15 protein-coding genes and 1 pseudogene are annotated in these 16,696 nt (G+C 74.4%); 4 read left to right on the forward strand and 12 right to left on the reverse strand.

Features of this window, described 5'->3' with window-relative positions:
• Nucleotides 1-6: 6 nt before the first annotated feature.
• Nucleotides 7-1,266, reverse strand: a complete 1,260-nt coding sequence (locus IQ279_RS10645) for a glycoside hydrolase family 10-like protein (protein WP_206348147.1) — start codon at nt 1,264-1,266, stop codon at nt 7-9.
• Nucleotides 1,267-1,436: 170 nt separating this feature from the next.
• On the opposite strand from IQ279_RS10645, the pseudogene IQ279_RS10650 reads away from it, so the two are divergent.
• Together IQ279_RS10650 and IQ279_RS10655 are read left to right on the forward strand one after the other, a co-directional pair.
• Nucleotides 1,437-1,622, forward strand: a pseudogene (locus IQ279_RS10650) (cellulose binding domain-containing protein); the annotation flags it as partial.
• A gap of 182 nt (nt 1,623-1,804) precedes the next feature.
• Nucleotides 1,805-2,662 (forward strand): 3-hydroxybutyryl-CoA dehydrogenase, encoded by an 858-nt coding sequence (locus tag IQ279_RS10655; RefSeq protein WP_206348149.1) that lies wholly within the window; start codon nt 1,805-1,807, stop codon nt 2,660-2,662.
• A 138-nt stretch (nt 2,663-2,800) separates the two neighbouring features.
• Here IQ279_RS10655 and pheT read toward each other — a convergent pair whose 3' ends face one another.
• The 7 genes from pheT to infC form a co-directional block, all read right to left on the reverse strand.
• Nucleotides 2,801-5,308 carry a phenylalanine--tRNA ligase subunit beta gene (gene pheT, locus IQ279_RS10660; RefSeq protein WP_206348150.1) on the reverse strand — a complete coding sequence of 836 codons (2,508 nt, stop codon included), beginning with the start codon at nt 5,306-5,308 and terminating at the stop codon, nt 2,801-2,803.
• Nucleotides 5,308-6,435 (reverse strand): phenylalanine--tRNA ligase subunit alpha, encoded by a 1,128-nt coding sequence (gene pheS / locus IQ279_RS10665; protein WP_206348151.1) that lies wholly within the window; start codon nt 6,433-6,435, stop codon nt 5,308-5,310. The genes pheT and pheS overlap by 1 nt, the downstream gene beginning before the upstream one ends.
• Before the next feature lie 167 nt (nt 6,436-6,602).
• Nucleotides 6,603-7,709, reverse strand: coding sequence for a sensor histidine kinase (locus tag IQ279_RS10670; RefSeq protein ID WP_206348152.1), 1,107 nt, complete (start codon nt 7,707-7,709; stop codon nt 6,603-6,605).
• Nucleotides 7,710-7,802: 93 nt separating this feature from the next.
• A complete protein-coding gene (locus IQ279_RS10675; RefSeq protein WP_206348153.1) occupies nt 7,803-8,660 on the reverse strand; it encodes a TrmH family RNA methyltransferase in 858 nt (285 codons plus the stop codon).
• A 151-nt stretch (nt 8,661-8,811) separates the two neighbouring features.
• Nucleotides 8,812-9,195: a 50S ribosomal protein L20 gene (gene rplT / locus IQ279_RS10680; RefSeq protein ID WP_093662401.1), complete on the reverse strand. Its 384-nt coding sequence runs from the start codon at nt 9,193-9,195 to the stop codon at nt 8,812-8,814.
• A 137-nt stretch (nt 9,196-9,332) separates the two neighbouring features.
• Nucleotides 9,333-9,527, reverse strand: a complete 195-nt coding sequence (gene rpmI, locus IQ279_RS10685) for a 50S ribosomal protein L35 (RefSeq protein WP_093850868.1) — start codon at nt 9,525-9,527, stop codon at nt 9,333-9,335.
• A 137-nt stretch (nt 9,528-9,664) separates the two neighbouring features.
• Nucleotides 9,665-10,279, reverse strand: coding sequence for a translation initiation factor IF-3 (gene infC, locus IQ279_RS10690; protein WP_093850869.1), 615 nt, complete (start codon nt 10,277-10,279; stop codon nt 9,665-9,667).
• Nucleotides 10,280-10,701: 422 nt separating this feature from the next.
• Here infC and IQ279_RS10695 point away from each other — a divergent pair, with 422 nt between their 5' ends.
• Nucleotides 10,702-11,097 carry a DUF1844 domain-containing protein gene (locus tag IQ279_RS10695; RefSeq protein WP_206348154.1) on the forward strand — a complete coding sequence of 132 codons (396 nt, stop codon included), beginning with the start codon at nt 10,702-10,704 and terminating at the stop codon, nt 11,095-11,097.
• A gap of 52 nt (nt 11,098-11,149) precedes the next feature.
• Here the strand turns inward: IQ279_RS10695 and IQ279_RS10700 are convergent, their stop codons facing one another.
• Genes IQ279_RS10700 through IQ279_RS10710 form a run of 3 tightly spaced genes read right to left on the reverse strand, consistent with a single transcriptional unit; the run spans nt 11,150 to nt 14,104 of the window.
• Nucleotides 11,150-11,890 (reverse strand): SseB family protein, encoded by a 741-nt coding sequence (locus tag IQ279_RS10700; protein WP_206348155.1) that lies wholly within the window; start codon nt 11,888-11,890, stop codon nt 11,150-11,152.
• A 22-nt stretch (nt 11,891-11,912) separates the two neighbouring features.
• On the reverse strand, nt 11,913-13,163 hold the full coding sequence (gene mycP, locus IQ279_RS10705; protein WP_206348156.1) for a type VII secretion-associated serine protease mycosin: 1,251 nt from the start codon (nt 13,161-13,163) through the stop codon (nt 11,913-11,915).
• On the reverse strand, nt 13,160-14,104 hold the full coding sequence (locus IQ279_RS10710; protein WP_307792298.1) for a hypothetical protein: 945 nt from the start codon (nt 14,102-14,104) through the stop codon (nt 13,160-13,162). The genes mycP and IQ279_RS10710 overlap by 4 nt, the downstream gene beginning before the upstream one ends.
• Nucleotides 14,105-14,347: 243 nt before the next feature.
• Between IQ279_RS10710 and IQ279_RS10715 the strand changes: the two genes are divergently transcribed.
• A complete protein-coding gene (locus IQ279_RS10715) occupies nt 14,348-15,562 on the forward strand; it encodes an amino acid deaminase/aldolase (protein WP_206348157.1) in 1,215 nt (404 codons plus the stop codon).
• A 62-nt stretch (nt 15,563-15,624) separates the two neighbouring features.
• Here the strand turns inward: IQ279_RS10715 and IQ279_RS27945 are convergent, their stop codons facing one another.
• On the reverse strand, nt 15,625-16,635 hold the full coding sequence (locus IQ279_RS27945; protein ID WP_241027944.1) for a DUF2510 domain-containing protein: 1,011 nt from the start codon (nt 16,633-16,635) through the stop codon (nt 15,625-15,627).
• Nucleotides 16,636-16,696 lie beyond the last annotated feature (61 nt).

Below are 16,696 nucleotides of genomic sequence, written 5' to 3' on the forward strand. Positions count from 1 at the left end.
GACCGGTCAGCGGGGCGCCCGCACCGGGCGGTCGTAGTGGTCCTCCACCACCCGGCTCATCGCCCCGATCGGGTCCGCGGCGACGTGCTTCGCCGAGAAGTAGACGTTGCCGCGGACCTCGGGGTACCGGCGGCAGAGCGTCAGGTGGCGGGAGAGCTCGGCCGGGTCGTGCCAGGCCGGCCCCTGGGCCGGATCGCCCGCCTTGTACAGCGCCTCACCGATGTGGAGTTCGACGCCGGTGCCCCGCACCACGTCGGCCCACCAGGGCACCAGCTTCGCGTAGTCGGCGGCGGCGAAGCCGATGTTCCAGTACACCTGCGGCACGATGTGGTCGACCCAGCGCTCGCGCACCCACTTGCGGGTGTCGGCGTACAGGTCGTCGTAGGTCTCCACGCCCGCGCGGGTGTCGGAGCCCTCCGGATCGGTGCCCGCGTTGCGCCACACGGCGAAGGGGCTGACCCCGAAGCGTACGCGCGGCTTGGTCCGCCTCAGGCGCAGCGCGGTCTCCCGCACCAGCCGGTCGATGTTGTCGCGCCGCCAGTCGGCCCGGTCGGCGAAGGCGCCGCCGTACCGCTCGTAGGCCTCGTCGTCGTCAAAGACCTCGCCCGCCACCGGGTACGGGTAGAAGTAGTCGTCCCAGTGCACGCCGTCGATGTCGTAGCGCTCCACCGCGTCGAACATCGCGTCCTGGACGAAGGCGCGCACCTCGGGCAGTCCGGGGTTGTAGTAGAGCTTGCCGCCGTAGGTCACCACCCACTCCGGGTGGCGGCGTGCGGGGTGGGAGTCGGCCAGCCGTCCGGGGTCGGTGTGGTTGGCCACCCGGTAGGGGTTGAACCAGGCGTGCAGTTCCAGCCCGCGCCGGTGCGCCTCGCACACGGCGAAGCCCAGCGGGTCCCAGCCGGGGTCCTCGCCCTGGGTGCCGGTGAGGTACTGCGCCCAGGGCTCGTACGGCGAGGGCCACAGGGCGTCCGCGGTGGGCCGCACCTGGAGGAACACCGTGTTGAGGCGGCGCTCGACCGCCGTGTCCAGATGCGCCAGCAGTTGTCCTCGCTGCTCGCCGGCGGCGAGCCCGGGTCTGGTCGGCCAGTCGATGTTGGCGACGGTGGCCACCCACATCCCGCGCAGCTGCGGGCGCTGCCGGTACCGGCCGCCCCCGCCGCCCGCCTCCCCGGCCGACGCCGCGCCCGCCCCCGGACCCGTCAGCAGCGAGCCGGAGAGCACTCCGACCGCCGCCGCACCGAAGGTCCTCCGAGTCAAACGCCCCATGTTGCCTCCTCCTGACGACGACTCACCCGATCATCCCGGCCGGGTAGCGGCACGGCAACTGCGTGTGACGGAACGAGTGCGCGTCCGCTCGCGCCACGCCGCCCTCCCGGCACACCCCGACACGGCCGCCGACGGCCGGGAGGCGGTCTGCTCCTTCGGACGGCCAGAGGGTCGGCCAGGTGCGGAACGCCTCCTTCACCCGGAGCGGCGCCACGGTGACGGCCTCCTCGATGGACTGGAACGCGCGGCTGGAGCCGGGCGCCCCGGCGTCCTTCGGCTTCACCGGCGCCTGGCCGGGCGCCAACGGCGTCCCCGACGCCTTCGAGCTCAACGGAGCGGCCCGCACGGCGGACTGACCACGTGGACCACCGTCCGAACCGCCGTCCGGACCGCCGTCCGGACCGCCGTCCGGCCGGGGCCGCCAAGCCCCGGCCGACCGTTTCTCCGGCGCGACGCGGTAACGTCGGTCGGCGAGGCGCTGCGGCCGGAACCGTACGGGGGCGGCGTCACGGACCAGTGGATCAGCGAAAGGCACGATGTGACCGACATCGAACGCGTCGGAGTGGTTGGCTGCGGCCAGATGGGCTCGGGTATCGCCGAGGTCTGCGCGCGGGCCGGCCTGGACGTCATGGTCGCCGAGACCACCGGCGAAGCCCTGGAGATAGGCCGTACCCGGCTGGTGACCTCCCTGGACAAGGCCGCCGCACGAGGCAAGATCAGCGAGGCGGAGCGCGACGCCACCCTGGAGCGCCTCTCCTTCACCACCGACCTCGGCGAGTTCGCCGACCGCGATCTGGTGGTCGAGGCGGTCGTGGAGAGCGAGCAGATCAAGACCGAGATCTTCCAGATCCTCGACCAGGTGGTGACCAGCCCGGACGCGATCCTGGCCTCCAACACCTCCTCCATCCCGCTGGTGAAGCTGGCCGTGGCGACCTCCCGCCCGGACCGGGTGATCGGCATCCACTTCTTCAACCCCGCGCCGGTGCAGCGGCTGGTGGAGCTGATCCCGGCGCTGACCACCTCCGACGACACCATCGCACGGGCCGAGACCGCGGTCGTCAAGCTGCTGGGCAAGCACGCCATCCGCGCCCAGGACCGCTCGGGCTTCGTGGTCAACGCGCTGCTGATCCCGTACCTGCTCTCGGCGATCCGGATGTTCGAGACGGGCATCGCCAGCCGCGAGGACATCGACAACGGCATGGAGATGGGCTGCGCGCACCCCATGGGGCCGCTCAAGCTCGCCGACCTCATCGGCCTGGACACCGTCGCCTCCGTCGCCTACTCGATGTACGAGGAGTACAAGGAGCCGCTGTACGCCGCCCCGCCGCTGCTGCAGCGGATGGTCGACGCCGGCCGCCTGGGCCGCAAGACCGGCGCGGGCTTCTACACGTACTGAGACCCGCCGGGCCGCCGCGGAGGCGGGAACGCCGACGGCGGGGCGCCCCCCTTTCTGAAAGGGGGGCGCCCCGCCGTCGGCGTTCCACGTCCCCCGCCGCCGGCACCAAACGGGCCGGCGGCGGGGGACGGGAGGCGGCTACGCGCCGCGCAGCACCGCGCCGGTGCGCGCGACCGCCGCGGCCACCGCGGCCTCGCGGGCGGCCGTGGCCTCCTCGGCCGTCAGCGTGCGGTCGGGCGCGCGGAAGCGCAGGGCGTAGGCCAGGGACTTCTTCCCCTCGCCGAGCTGCTCGCCGGTGAAGACGTCGAACAGCCGCAGCGACTCCAGCAGCTCGCCCGCGCCGTCGCGCAGCGCCGACTCAACCTCGGCCGCCGGGACGGAGGCGTCCACCACCAGGGCGACGTCCTGCGTGGCCACCGGGAAGGTGGACACGTGCGGGGCCTGCGGAGCGCCCGAGGAGGCCCGCTCCAGCAGATCGAGGCCGATCTCCATGGCGCAGGTGCGGGCGGGCAGCTGCATCGCCTTGATCACGCGCGGGTGCAGCTCGCCGGCGTGCCCGACCAGGGTGCGCTCACCATCGGCGCCCGCGTACAGCGCGGCGCAGCGCCCCGGGTGCCAGGGAGCGTGCCGGTCGGCCTCCACCTCCAGCTCCACACCGGCCTCGCGGGCGACGGCGCGGGCCGCCTCGACCGCGTCGGCCCAGGTAGCCGGGCGGCCCTTGCCCCACCAGCCGGCCTGCTCGCGCGCCCCGGCCAGCACGACCGCGGCCCGGCGCGGCTGCGCGGGCAGCGCGGCGGTGAGGGAGGCCAGCTCCTCGTCGGTGGGGCGGCGGTCGACCGGCAGCCGGACGGCGGCGGTCTCCTGTCCGGTGGGCCGGAAGACCAGGCCGGTCTCGAAGAGCGCCAGATCGTGGGAGCCCCGGCCGTCGTTGCGGCGCAGCGCGGCGAGCAGCCCGGGCAGCAGCGTGGTGCGCAGCGCCGGCTCCTCGTCGGAGAGGGGGTTGACCAGCCGTACGGTGCGGCGGCGGGGATCGTCCGCCTCCAGGCCGAGCCGGTCGAAGGCGTCGTCCCCGACGAACGGGTAGTTCGGCGCCTCGACGTACCCCGCTCCGGCCAGCGCCCGCCCGGCCCTGCGGCGCAGCCGCTGCCGCTCGGTCAGGCCGCGGCCCGAGGGCAGACGCGGCAGGGTGGAGGGCAGGGCGTCGTAGCCCTCCAGCCGCATGACCTCCTCGGCCAGGTCGTTGGGGTCGGTCAGGTCCGGCCGCCACGAGGGCACGGTCACGGTCAGTTCGTCGGTGCCGTAGACGTCGCAGCCCACGTCCTGCAGCCGGCGCGCCACGGTCTCGCGGCCGTAGGCCACACCCGCGACCCGGCCCGGGTGGTCGGCGCGCATCCTGACGGTGTGCGGGCCGCTGGGCGAGACGATCTCGGTCACGCCCGCCTCGGCGGTGCCGCCCGCCAGCAGGACCAGCAGGTCCACGGTGCGCTGGGCGGCGGCGGAGGCGGCCTGCGGGTCGACGCCGCGCTCGAAACGCCTGGACGCCTCGGAGGACAGCTTGTGGCGGCGGGCGGTTCGGGCGATGGAGACCGCGTCGAAGTGCGCGGCCTCGATCACGACCTCGGTGGTGCCCGTCGCCTCCCGTGCGTCGGCGATCTCGGTGTCGGCTCCGCCCATCACCCCGGCCAGGCCGATCGGACCGCTGTCGTCGGTGATGACCAGGTCCTCGGGGTGCAGCTCGCGCTTGGTGCCGTCGAGGGTGGTGAGCTTCTCCCCCGGCCGGGCCCGGCGCACGCCGATCGCCCCGCCGACGCGGGAGCGGTCGTAGGCGTGCAGGGGCTGGCCGAGTTCGAGCATCACGTAGTTGGTGATGTCCACGGCCAGTGAGATCGGGCGCATGCCGGCCTTCTGCAGCCGCCGCTGGAGCCAGATCGGGGAGTGGGCGTCGGGCCGCACACCGGTGACCGTACGGGCGGTGAAGCGGTCGCAGCCGCGCCGGTCCTCGACGTTGACCGGGTGACCGTGCTCGTTGGGCACGGGGACGTCCAGCAGCGCCGGGTCGCGCAGCGGCAGGCCGTAGGCGGTGGCCGCCTCGCGGGCGACGCCGCGCATGGACAGGCAGTAGCCGCGGTCGGGCGTGACGGCGATGTCGAGGACCTCGTCGACCAGCTCCAGCAGCTCGATCGCGTCGGTGCCCACCTCGTGCTCGGGCGGGAGCACGATGATGCCCTCGTGGTCGTCGCTCATGCCCAGCTCGCTGGCCGAGCAGATCATGCCCTCCGACAGCTTGCCGTAGGTCTTGCGGGAGCCGATCCGGAAGTCGCCGGGCAGCACGCCGCCGGGCAGGATCACCACGACCTTGTCGCCGACGGCGAAGTTGGTGGCGCCGCAGACGATGTTCTGCGGCTCACCCGTGCCGTTGGCCTCGCCGACGTCGACCTGGCAGTAGCGGATCGGCTTCTTGAAGCCGGTCAGCTCCTCGATCGCCAGGACCCGGCCGACGACCAGCGGCCCGGTGATGCCGGCGCCGAGCCGCTCGACGGTCTCGACCTCCAGCCCGGCCGCGATCAGCTTCGCCGCGACGTCGCGGCCGGTCTCACCGGCCGGCAGGTCGACGTACTCCCGCAGCCACGAAAGCGGGACCCGCATCAGATCTCCATCCCGAACGGCCGGGTGAACCGGACGTCACCCTCGACCATGTCTCGCATGTCCTCGACGTTGTGGCGGAACATCAGCATCCGCTCGATACCGAACCCGAAGGCGAAGCCGCTGTAGCGCTCCGGGTCCACGCCGCAGGCGGTCAGCACCCGCGGGTTGACCATGCCGCAGCCGCCCAGCTCGATCCAGCCTTCGGAGGAGCAGGTGCGGCAGGGGCGGCCGGGGTTGCCGACGGACTCCCCGCGGCAGGCGAAGCACACCATGTCCATCTCGGCGGACGGCTCGGTGAAGGGGAAGTACGACGGGCGCAGCCTGGTGCGCAGGTCCTCGCCGAACAGGGACCTGACCATGTGGTCCAGGGTGCCCTTGAGGTCGGCCATGGTCAGGCCCTCGTCCACGGCGAGCAGCTCGACCTGGTGGAAGACCGGGGTGTGGGTCGCGTCCAGCTCGTCGGTGCGGTAGACCCGGCCGGGGCAGATCACGTACACCGGCGGCTTCCGCTCCAGCAGGGAGCGGATCTGCACCGGCGAGGTGTGGGTGCGCAGCACGACGCCCGACTCCCCCTCTCCGGAGCCGTCCGGCCCCTGGACGAAGAAGGTGTCCTGCATGGTGCGGGCCGGGTGGTCCGGGGCAATGTTGAGGGCGTCGAAGTTGAACCACTCGGCCTCGGCCTCGGGCCCCTCGGCGACCTCGTAGCCCATCGCCACGAAGACGTCCTCGATGCGCTCGGACAGTGTGGTCAGCGGGTGGCGGGCGCCCGCGGGGACGCGGTCGAAGGGCAGCGTGACGTCCACCGCCTCCTCGACCAGCACGCGCTCGTCGCGCTCGGCCTCCAGTTCCTCCTGGCGCCGCTTGAGGGCCTGGCCCACCGCGCCGCGCGCCTGGCCGACACGCCGGCCGGCCTCGGCCTTGGCGTGCGGCGGCAGGGCGCCGATCTCGCGGTTGGCCAGCGCCAGCGGCGAGCGGTCGCCCGCGTGGGCGGCCTTCACCTCGCGCAGCGCCTCCAGATCGCCGGCGGCGGCGATCGCGGCGAGGGCCGCGTCCCGTGCCCGGTCGATCTCTTCCGGTTTCAGTGCCTCGACCTCTACGGGGTCGTACGACTTGTTGGGTGCGGACATCTCTTCCCGTGCTTTTCGGTTGGCCCGTGATTTCGGTTGGTTGCTTCGCCCCGCCTCGGCGCTTCGGCACCCTGTCTCTCGGCGGAGCCGGTTCCCGGGCCGCTCGAAGGTACCGGTTGTCGAGTCTACGGGGCGAGGAAGATCGCTACTGACCCGGAGGAGCCCGCTCAGGCCATGAAGGCCGGGACGCTCGCGGGCAGGATAAATCGGAACTCGGCGCCGCCCGCGGGTGAGCGGCCGACCGTGATCACCCCGCCGTGGGCCTCGACGATGCCCTTGACGATGTACAGGCCCAGGCCGGTGCCGCCGCGCTTGCTGCCGCGCCAGAAGCGGGTGAAGACGCGGCTCATCGACTCCTCGGGGATGCCGGGGCCCTCGTCGCTCACCGTGACCGCCGTTCCTTCGTCGCCCGTCTCCGTCCGTGCCGGTGCCACCTCTATGGTGACCGTTCCCGCACCGTGGCGCACGGCGTTTTCCAGCAGGTTGCCGAGCACCTGGTCGACCTTGTCGGGGTCGGCCCACAGCGGCGGGAGCACGGTGGCGATCCGGCGGACGAAGCGCTCCTCGGGGCGGCCCGCGGCGATGTGGGCCCGTATGTGCCGCTCCACGGCGGCGGCCATGTCGACGGGCTGGCGGTGGATCTCCAGCCGTCCGGAGTCGATGCGCGAGATGTCCAGCAGTTCGGTGATGAGCCGGGTGACGCGGTCGGCGTCGGCGTCCACCGTCTCCAGCATCAGCCGCTTCTGGTCGTCGGTGAACCTCTCCCACTTGGCCAGCAGCGTCGCGGTGAAGCCCTTCACCGAGGTCAGGGGCGAGCGCAGTTCGTGGGCGACGGTGGCGATCAGCTCGGCGTGGCTGCGCTCGGTGCGCCGCCGGGCCTCGGTGCCGCGCAGGGTGACCACCAGCCGCTGCACGGGGCCGGTGGGGCGGGCGCGGACGTACCGGGCGGAGACCAGGATCTCCCGGCCTCCGGGGAGTAAGAGGTTGCGTTCGGGCTGGCCGGTGCGGATGGCCAGGCCCCCGTAGGGGTCGGTGACCTTCCACCAGCGCCGCCCCTCCAGGTCCTCCAGGGGCAGGACCTGCTCCACGGGGCGGCCCAGCGCGTCCTCGCGCGGCAGCGCGGTGACACGGGCGGCGGCGGCGTTGAAGCAGACGACCAGGCCGCGGGCGTCTGCGACGACCAGCCCGTCGGGGAGGTCGTCGGGGATCACCCCCGTGCCGTCGGGCCGCGGCGGATCCTGCCGCGCGGGGCGGTCGCGGAGTGTGCGGGTCACGCCGGGCGCCTCGGGCGGCCCGCCGCCCTGTGCGCCGGACGTCCTCACGTCCACTCCCGCTCACCCCCTTCGGTACCCGGGGCCGCCACCCTACTAGCTCGGGGTGACGCTGCGGCACCCTCCGGGTGCGCGCTGCGCACGGGCCGAGGCGTAGAGGCACACCGCCGCGGCGGTCGCGAGGTTCAGGCTCTCCGCACGTCCGTGGATGGGCACGCGCACCACCTCGTCGGCCAGGGCACGGGTCTCCTCGGGCAGCCCCCACGCCTCGTTGCCGAAGATCCAGGCGGTGGGGCCGCCCATGCCGCCCTCGTCCAGTTCGGTGTCCAGGTCGTGCTCGCCCGCGCCGTCGGCGGCCAGCACCCGCACACCCGCCCCGCGAAGCCCGGCCACGGCCCGTTCGACGGGGACGCCGACCGCGACGGGGAGGTGGAAGAGGCTGCCGACCGAGGCCCGCACCGACTTGGGGTTGTACAGGTCCACCGAGGCGTCGGTGAGCACCACCGCGTCGGCGCCGGCCGCGTCCGCGCAGCGCAGCACCGTCCCGGCGTTCCCGGGGTCGCGCACGTTGGCGAGGACGGCGACCAGCCTGGGGCGGGCGGCCAGCACCCGGTCGAAGGGCAGGTCGAGGAAGCGGCAGATCCCGACCAGCCCCTGCGGGGTGACGGTCTGCGACAGCTCCGCGATCACCTCGTCGGTGGCGGTGCGGACGCGGGCCCCGGCGGCGCGGGCGGCGACGACGATGTCGGCGTGCCGCTCGGCGGCCTCGGGGGTGGTGAACAGCTCGGTGAGCGTGGGCTCGCCGCCGCTGCGGTGGCCGACGGCCTCGCGTACGGCCTGGGGTCCCTCGGCGAGGAAGCGGCGCTCCTTGCCGCGGGTGTTGCGGCGGGCCAGCCGCCGGACGGCGGTGACGCGAGGGGAGCGCGGGGAGGTCAGTTCCGGGGCGGCAGCCATGGCGCGGCGTTCTCGCTTCTCGGGTGTCTCGGGGCTTCCCGGCGGGCGGAAGGACCGTACGGGCGGGCGGGCGGATGGCCGGTGGGCCGGGGCAAACGACCGGACCCGCGGGCTCGATGGCCCGCGGGTCCGGTGACGTCCCGTGCCGTCGTCAGGCGGCCTTGGGGGCGTTGACGTCGCTCGGCAGCGCCTTCTGGGCCACCTCGACCAGCGCGGCGAACGCGTTCGGGTCGTTGACCGCGAGGTCGGCCAGGATCTTGCGGTCCACCTCGACCTCGGCGGCCTTCAGGCCCTGGATGAAGCGGTTGTAGGTCATGCCGTTGGCGCGGGCGCCGGCGTTGATCCGCTGGATCCACAGCTGCCGGAAGTCGCCCTTGCGGCGCTTGCGGTCGTTGTAGTTGTAGACGAGGGAGTGGGTGACCTGCTCCTTCGCCTTGCGGTACAGGCGGGAGCGCTGGCCGCGGTAGCCGCTGGCCTGCTCGAGGATCGCCCGGCGCTTCTTGTGGGCGTTGACCGCCCGCTTGACGCGTGCCACGTGAATTACTCCTTGTCGCGGGGCCGGTGTGGTGGTCCGGCTGCCGTGCTACGGCGCCGTCGGCCCGAAGGTTCGATTGGGTCCCGGTGTCCGGTGTCCTGCGCCCGGCCGATCACGGAGAGCGGCGGGCGGCGGGCTCACTTGCCGAGAAGCTTCTTGATCTTCTTGGCGTCGGCCGGAGCCATCTCGGTCTTGCCCGCAAGGCGGCGCGTCAGCGTGGACGGCTTGTGCTCGAGAAGGTGGCGGCGGCCGGCGCGCTGGCGCATCACCTTGCCGGAGCCGGTGATCTTGAAGCGCTTGCTCGCACCACTGTGCGTCTTGTTCTTCGGCATGTCGCCGTTCTCTCCTCGTCGGTGGCGCCGCCGTAGCCGGCCGTGGGCCGGCGTGCGGCAGCGTCAGCTGTTTCGGTTGCTGTCCGGGCCCGGGAAGGGGCCCGTGCGACCCGGCGGCCGGCTCAGCGGCCGCCGGATCATGCCTCGGCGCGCTCCTCGGCAGGGGCTTCGTTCCCCTGCTGCTGGCGCTCCGCCTTGCGGGCGGCCTGCGCCTCACGGGCTTCGGCCATCGCCTCGGTCTTCTTCTTGTGCGGACCGAGGACCATGATCATGTTCCGGCCGTCCTGCTTGGGGTTCGACTCGACGAAGCCCAGGTCCTGGACGTCGTCCGCGAGGCGCTGGAGCAGCCGGTAGCCAAGCTCGGGACGGGACTGCTCACGACCGCGGAACATGATCGTGATCTTGACCTTGTCCCCCTGCTTGAGGAACCGGACGACGTGACCCTTCTTGGTGTCGTAGTCGTGCGGATCGATCTTCGGCCGGAGCTTCATCTCCTTGATGACCGTGTGCGCCTGGTTCTTGCGCGCCTCACGGGCCTTCATGGCCGACTCGTACTTGAACTTTCCGTAGTCCATGAGCTTGCACACCGGCGGGCGGGCGTTCGCCGCGACCTCGACCAGGTCGAGGTCGTACTCCTGGGCAAGCTCCAGGGCCTTGGCAAGCGGCACGATGCCGACCTGCTCGCCACTGGGACCGACGAGTCGCACCTCGGGGACGCGAATCCGGTCGTTGATGCGGGGCTCGGCGCTGATGGGGCCTCCTCGGTTGCGCCACGCGGATGCCTGGCGGACAGCCGCGCACGGTTGCGTTCGGTACGACCACCGAACCGGAACGCGAAAACGCCCCGGACGGGACGCAGGCGGGGCTCCTCATTGACCGGGAGCACCGCCGCGATACACCGCGGGGCGCAGCCTGACCTGTGACCCGCCGGCCCGGAGGTCGGTCGGGTGGGAGCTTCGGAGCCTCCACTTGCGGGCCGGAACGCGCTCCACGCGGATCGCTCGGGCGGATCGTCTGGACGATCCGTTCGGGTGATCGCGGCGGGAGTGCCGTCCGGCCGGTCGATATCCCAGCATAGCAGGGTCGGGGGGAACTTCCTCCCCGGGCGTCGCACGCGCGCGCGACGGACGGAGCCTAGGCTGGAGCGCACCCGACCAGCAGGAAGCGGAGAACGATGAGCGACGACAGCGGCACCCCCACCCCCTCCCCCGGCACCGCCGGAGGGACCGCAGGGGCGGCCGACTTCGAGACGATGACCCGCGACATCGCGGACGTGCCCGCGGTCGAGGTGATCACCACGGTCGCGGTCCACCTGATGAGCTCCGCCGCGGTCAACCTCGGCCTGGCCGAGGGCGGCGAGGACCACAAGGACCTGGACGAGGCCCGCAAGCTGATCCAGGCGCTGGCCGGGCTGGTGACCGCCGCGGCCACCGAGATCGGCTCCTACCACGCCGCTCCGCTGCGAGACGGGCTGAAGTCGCTCCAGCTCGCCTTCCGCGAGGCGTCGGCGGTGCCGGACGAGCCGGGTCAGGGGCCGGGCGAGAAGTTCACCGGCCCGGTCATCGGCTGAGGCCGGGGCCGCCGGCCCCGGCCTCCCGGTCCCTGCCGGCCGCGGTCGTACGTCAGTCGCGGTCGTACAGCGGGCGCCCCGGCAGGGCCCCCTCCGGCGGCAGCAGGGCCAGATCCAGACCGCGCACCAGGCGCGCGCGGAGGGTCTCGTCCGCCGCGAGCGCGGCGGCCACCCGCCCGGCGGTCTCGCGCGGCGGCGCGGCCGGATCCAGGCGCAGAGCCAGTACGCCGTCGGTGCCGCGGCCGGGCCCCAGCCGGGCGGCGCTCACCGCGGGCTCGGCGGCCAGCACCGTGCGCAGCGCCTCGGTGACGGCCGGGTCCTCCAGCGGATCGGCGGTCTCCGTACGGCCCTCGGCGAGGGCCAGCAGCGCCGGGCCGGTGAGCTGGTAGGTCACCGGCCCGGCGAGGTCCAGCACGAGGGTGTCGGCGCCCTCCTGGGCGAGGGCCTGGAGTGCCTGGCGCGGGGGGACGGCGACCGGACGGGCCTCGGGGCGCCAGCGGGCCAGGCTGTCGGTGGAGGTGAAGACCGGCAGGGCCTTACGTCCGCCCGGCGCGTTGAGCGTGGGCACCGCCATGTCGCTGGTCTTCTCCCGGCGCAGACCGTCCTCGCCGGTCTCCGTCTCGCCGAGGACGGCGACCACCGGCACCAGCAGCCGGGCCTTCGCCAGGGCGGCCAGCACCTCCGGCTCGGCGGTGCGGTCCTGTGCCCAGGCGGCCAGCGCCCGGGCGAGTGCGGGGTCGGCCGATCCGTCGTCGCCGGAGAAGCCGGGGTCGGGGATGTTCTTGAGCGCCACGCCTCGAGGGTATCCGCCCGGGTCAGGCGGCCCGTCCCCCGGTCCGCTCCCCCTGCCGCCCCGCCGGCCGGTCGCCCCGGTACAGCAGTACGGCGCAGAGCACCAGCAACAGGCCGGCGACCGCGGCGGCGGGCGCCAGCCGGCCGCCGTACCCGCGTTCGGGGGCCGGGCCGGCGCCGAAGTACTCCTTCGGGTACGCCTCGGTCACCGGCCGCTGCGGCCGCGGTTCGACCTTCGTGCCCAGCTCGATGGCGGCGGCCGGGTCCACGATGCCGCTGCCCAGGTCGTCGCTGCGCCCGCCGGGCGGGGTGTTCCGGGCGGTCTGCGCGATCAGCTCCTTGACCTGCGCCGGGCTGAGGTCGGGGTGGGCGGCCCGCACCAGGGCCACGCAGCCGGAGACGAAGGCGGCCGCGGCGCTGGTCCCCCAGCCCTCGTAGTACTCCCGGTCGGGGTAGGTGATGATCACGTCGTGGCCGGGGGCGCTGACGGTCGCATACCAGCGGCGCGTGGAGAAGGGGGCGCGCCGGCCGGTGCGGTCCACGGCGGTCACGGCGATCACACCCGGGTAGGCGGCCGGATAGGAAGCCCGGTCACCGTCCTCCCCGCCGTTGCCGGCGGAGGCGACCACCACCGAGCCCTTGCCCAGCGCGTAGCGGACGGCGGCGTCCTCGGCCGGGTCGGGGTGGGCGGAGGCGCTGTCGTCGCCCAGGGAGAGATTGATGACGTCGGCGCCCTGGTCGGCCGCCCAGCGGATGCCCTCGGCCAGTGCCCCGCCGCGCTCCTCGCGGGCCTTCCTCCGCTGCGGGTCGTCGTCCTCCAGCAGGACGCGCACGGGCAGGATCCGCGCCTCGGGGGCGACTCCGAGGACGCCTTCCGAGTCGCCGGGGCCGTGGCCGCGTCCGGCGATGATCCCGGCCATCGCGGTTCCGTGCCGGGCCCAGTACTCGTCGCCCCGGCGGGCTCCGAATCCGATGAGGTCCCTGCCTTTCAGCACCCGTCCACGCAGGTCGGGGTGGCCGGCGTCGACGCCGGTGTCGAGCACGGCAACGGTGATGCCCTGGCCTCTGGTGGTGTTCCAGGCGTCGCGCGCGCTCACCGCGTCCAGGCCCCACTGCCGGTCGCGCACCTCATCGGCGTGCGCGGCGGGCGCGGTCAGCAGGAGGGAGGCGCAGAGCACCGCGAACGCCGACAGCGCGGAGACCAGCCCGGCGACGCGGCGGGGGCGGCGGATGTGCGGGGGGTTCGCGGTGGCGGGGAGACCCGTGGCGTTCATCGGTCCTGTCCGGTTCCCTGGGCGACGATGTGGCGCAGGCCGCGCTCGATGCGGTCGGCGATGCCACGGGCGTCGTGGCCCAGGCCCGCCTGGGCGGGTGCGGTGGTCTGGTCCTCCAGCACGGCCTCGGAGGCCGGCTGCGGTTCGCCGACGGTACGGCCGTCGGCGAAGCCGGAGACGGTGTAGACCACCACGGGGGCGTCGGTGAGCGGCCGGATCGTCCAGCTGGCGCGCTGGGCGTCGCCGAAGCGGGCCGCGGCGGTGCCGCGCGCCGCGTAGGGGCGGGGCATCAGATCGGCGCGCAGTTCGAGGTCCTCCTCGTCGAACCGTTCGCGCAGGGCCCGCATGCCCTTCTCGTCGGCCTCGGTGAACAGCAGCCCGACCGTGGTGACGCCGCTGCCGGTCTCGTCCGCGTACGTGGCGCGCAGCAGCCGCTCGCATCCGGCCGGTGAGAGGACCTCGGCCAGCGAGGGGTCGAAGGCGTCGCGGCAGTCGGCGTCGGGGGCGACCGCCACCCGGGTCCAGCGCCGGTCGGCACGTCCCGGTCCGGCGCCCCGGCCGCGCAGGGAGCGGGGGAAGATCGTGTCGACGGGTATCTCGCGCCACAGCGAGCGCGTCTCGGCGTAGTCGGCCGCGGGGCGCTCGCCGGAGTCGCCGGTGAGCCAGACCCCGGCGGCGGCTCCGCCCAGCAGCCCGAGGCCCAGGACGAGGCAGACGACCGCGGCGGCGGTGCGGACCGGCCCGCGCACGCGCCGCCCCGGCTCCGGGGCGGCGGCCGGCGCGTCCGGGTACACCAGGGGTACGTCGAACCGCGGTGGCGGCGGCCCCGTCGCTATCGGGGGCGCGGCGGCCGCGACCCGGGGGGCTCCCGGCGGCACGGCGGGCCGCGGCGGGACGACGGGTGGGAGCGGAGCCCGGACCGGGTCGGCCTCAGTGCTCACCGGCACCCCCTCGTGTTCTGTGCCACCCCGTCGAGTCCCTTTCGGGGCAGGCCGGTCGGTATCGGGACATCACACCGCCGACCAGTGGTCGGCGGTGGTGTGCGCGTCACTCTACGTGGATCCGGCACGGTGGCGGCAACCCGCGTCCCGGTCTCCACGGGGGGGTCCTGCATCCCGTGCGCGGGGCCGAGCCGCCGCCACCGGGTCTGTCCTGGGCCCGGTGGACTCTGGCAAGCTGCCGGGGTGTTCGACGCGACCGCTGACCCAGCAGCCGACCGGGCCCGCTACGACCGGGCCACCGCCCATCTCGACGCGCCGCTCGCCGTCGTCGATCTGACGGCGTTCGACGCCAACGCCGCCGACCTGGTGCGCCGCGCCGGCGGCAAGCCCGTGCGCGTGGCCAGCAAGTCCGTGCGCTGCCGCGCCCTGCTGGAGCGCGCGCTGGCGAGGGACGGGGTCGCCGGCGTCATGAGCTTCACGCTCGCCGAATCCCTGTGGCTGGCCCGCTGCGGCTTCGACGACGTCCTGCTCGCCTATCCGTCGGCGGACCGGGCCGGTTACGCCGAGCTGGCCTCGGACCCGAAGCTGGCCGCGGCCGTGACGGTGATGGTCGACGACCCCGCGCAGCTCGCCCTGATCGACGCCGCCCGCGGCGGCGGACGCGAGGAGATACGGGTCTGTCTGGAGCTGGACGCCTCGCTGTGGCTGCTGGGGGGCCGGGTGCGGATCGGCGCGCGGCGCTCGCCGCTGCACTCCCCCGCCCAACTGGCCGATCTGGCCCGGTCGGTGGCGCGCCGGCCCGGTTTCCGGCTGGTGGGCCTGATGGCGTACGAGGGGCACATCGCGGGCGTGGGCGACGCTCCGCCCGGGCGCCCGCTGCGCGCGCGGGCGGTAAGGCTGATGCAGTCGGCCGCGCGGCGCGAGCTGGTCCAGCGGCGCGCGGCGGCGGTACGCGCGGTGCGGGCGGTGGCGCCGGACCTGGAGTTCGTCAACGGCGGCGGGACCGGGAGCGTGCAGCACACCGCCGCCGAGGAGGCGGTCACCGAGATCGCCGCGGGTTCGGGGCTGCTGATGCCCCGCCTGTTCGACAACTACACCTCGTTCTCCGGCCGCCCCGCGGCGCTGTTCGCACAGCCGGTGGTGCGGCGGCCCGGGGTGGGTGTGGTGACGGTGCTCGGCGGCGGCTATCCGGCCTCCGGCGCGGCGGGCCGGGACCGGCTGCCGGTGCCGTATCTGCCGTCCGGGCTGCGCTACGACCCGGCGGAGGGGCCGGGCGAGGTGCAGACGCCGCTACTCGGGCCGCCCGCCGACGACCTGCTGATCGGCGACAAGGTGTGGTTCCGGCACGCCAAGGCCGGGGAGTTGTGCGAGCGTTTCGCGGCACTGCACCTGGTCGAGGGCGGCCGGGTGGCGGCGACGGTGCCGACCTACCGCGGCGAGGGCCGCACCTTCCTGTGAGCCTCCGCCGACTCCACCGGCCTCCGCCCCCCGTCGTGCCCGGAGCGGGAGGGGGCGGGGTCTCAGACCTCCATACCGGGGCCGCCGACGGCGCGGACGCCCGCCACGATCCGGTCCATCTCGCCGGGGTCCGGGGCGTCGGCGTGGATGTCGAAGCCCAGACGCATCACCAGCATCCGGCCGCTGCCGTCGGGCGCGGGGAAGGCGACGGACTCCACGTACGCGTCGGGCTCCAACTCGTTGGCGATCCGCCAGCGCACCCGGTGGCCCTTCCGCCCCGCGACGGTGACCTCGCCGGAGGCGACCACCTCGTGCTCCTCGATCCCGCCGTAGCCCCTGGTGTCGTAGGACTCCTCGGCGTTGCGGGCGATGTCCGCCTCGGCCGTCGCCCGCGGGCCGGCCCCCGCGGAGTCGTCGGCGGCCCGCAGGGAGACCCCGGCGCGGACGCAGGTGAGGGAGGCGTCCCCGGGGCAGGGGTAGGAACCGGAGGACAGCCAGATCCCGCTGTCGGTCTCCGACTCGTTCCAGCCCTCGGGGACGGGGACGCCGACGCCGTGGACGCGGTCGATCGCGGTGCCGGGCGTTCGGTCGTCCTCCCCGCCCCCCGGGTCCTTGTCCGGCTCGTCCTCCTGCGTTCCGCCGGGGGTCTCGTCCGCGCCGGCAGTGGCGCCGGGCCGGGCCCGGCGGTCGTCGGAGCCGCCGGAGCCGCCGAGCAGGAGCAGCCCTCCCGCCAGGAGCGCGCTCACCACGACCGCGGTGGCTATGACGGCGGCCACCAGCGGCCCGCGCGACGGCCCCGCCTTTGGATCCGGTGGGGGGGCGACGGGCCGCCCGTACGGGGCGTGGGAGTCCCGGGCTCCGTACGTGCCGTAGGCGTCGTACGTGCCGTAGGCGTCGTACGTGCCGTAGGCGTCGTACGTGCCGTAGGCGTCGTACGTGCCGTAGGCGTCGTACGTGCCGTAGGCGGTGGTCCGGGTGTGCGCGGTCCAGGCCGAGCCGTCCCACCAGCGCTCGGGCGCCGGGCCGGGGCCCGTGTGCCCGGGGTCCGCGTACCAGCCGGGCGGTGTCGTCATGCTCACGGCGTGCACAGTAGCGGCAACCGGCGCCCGGGAGGACCGGTGCGCCCCCATCGGT

It is taken from the genome of Streptomyces verrucosisporus (assembly GCF_017114865.1).
GTDB lineage: Bacteria > Actinomycetota > Actinomycetes > Streptomycetales > Streptomycetaceae > Streptomyces > Streptomyces fenghuangensis.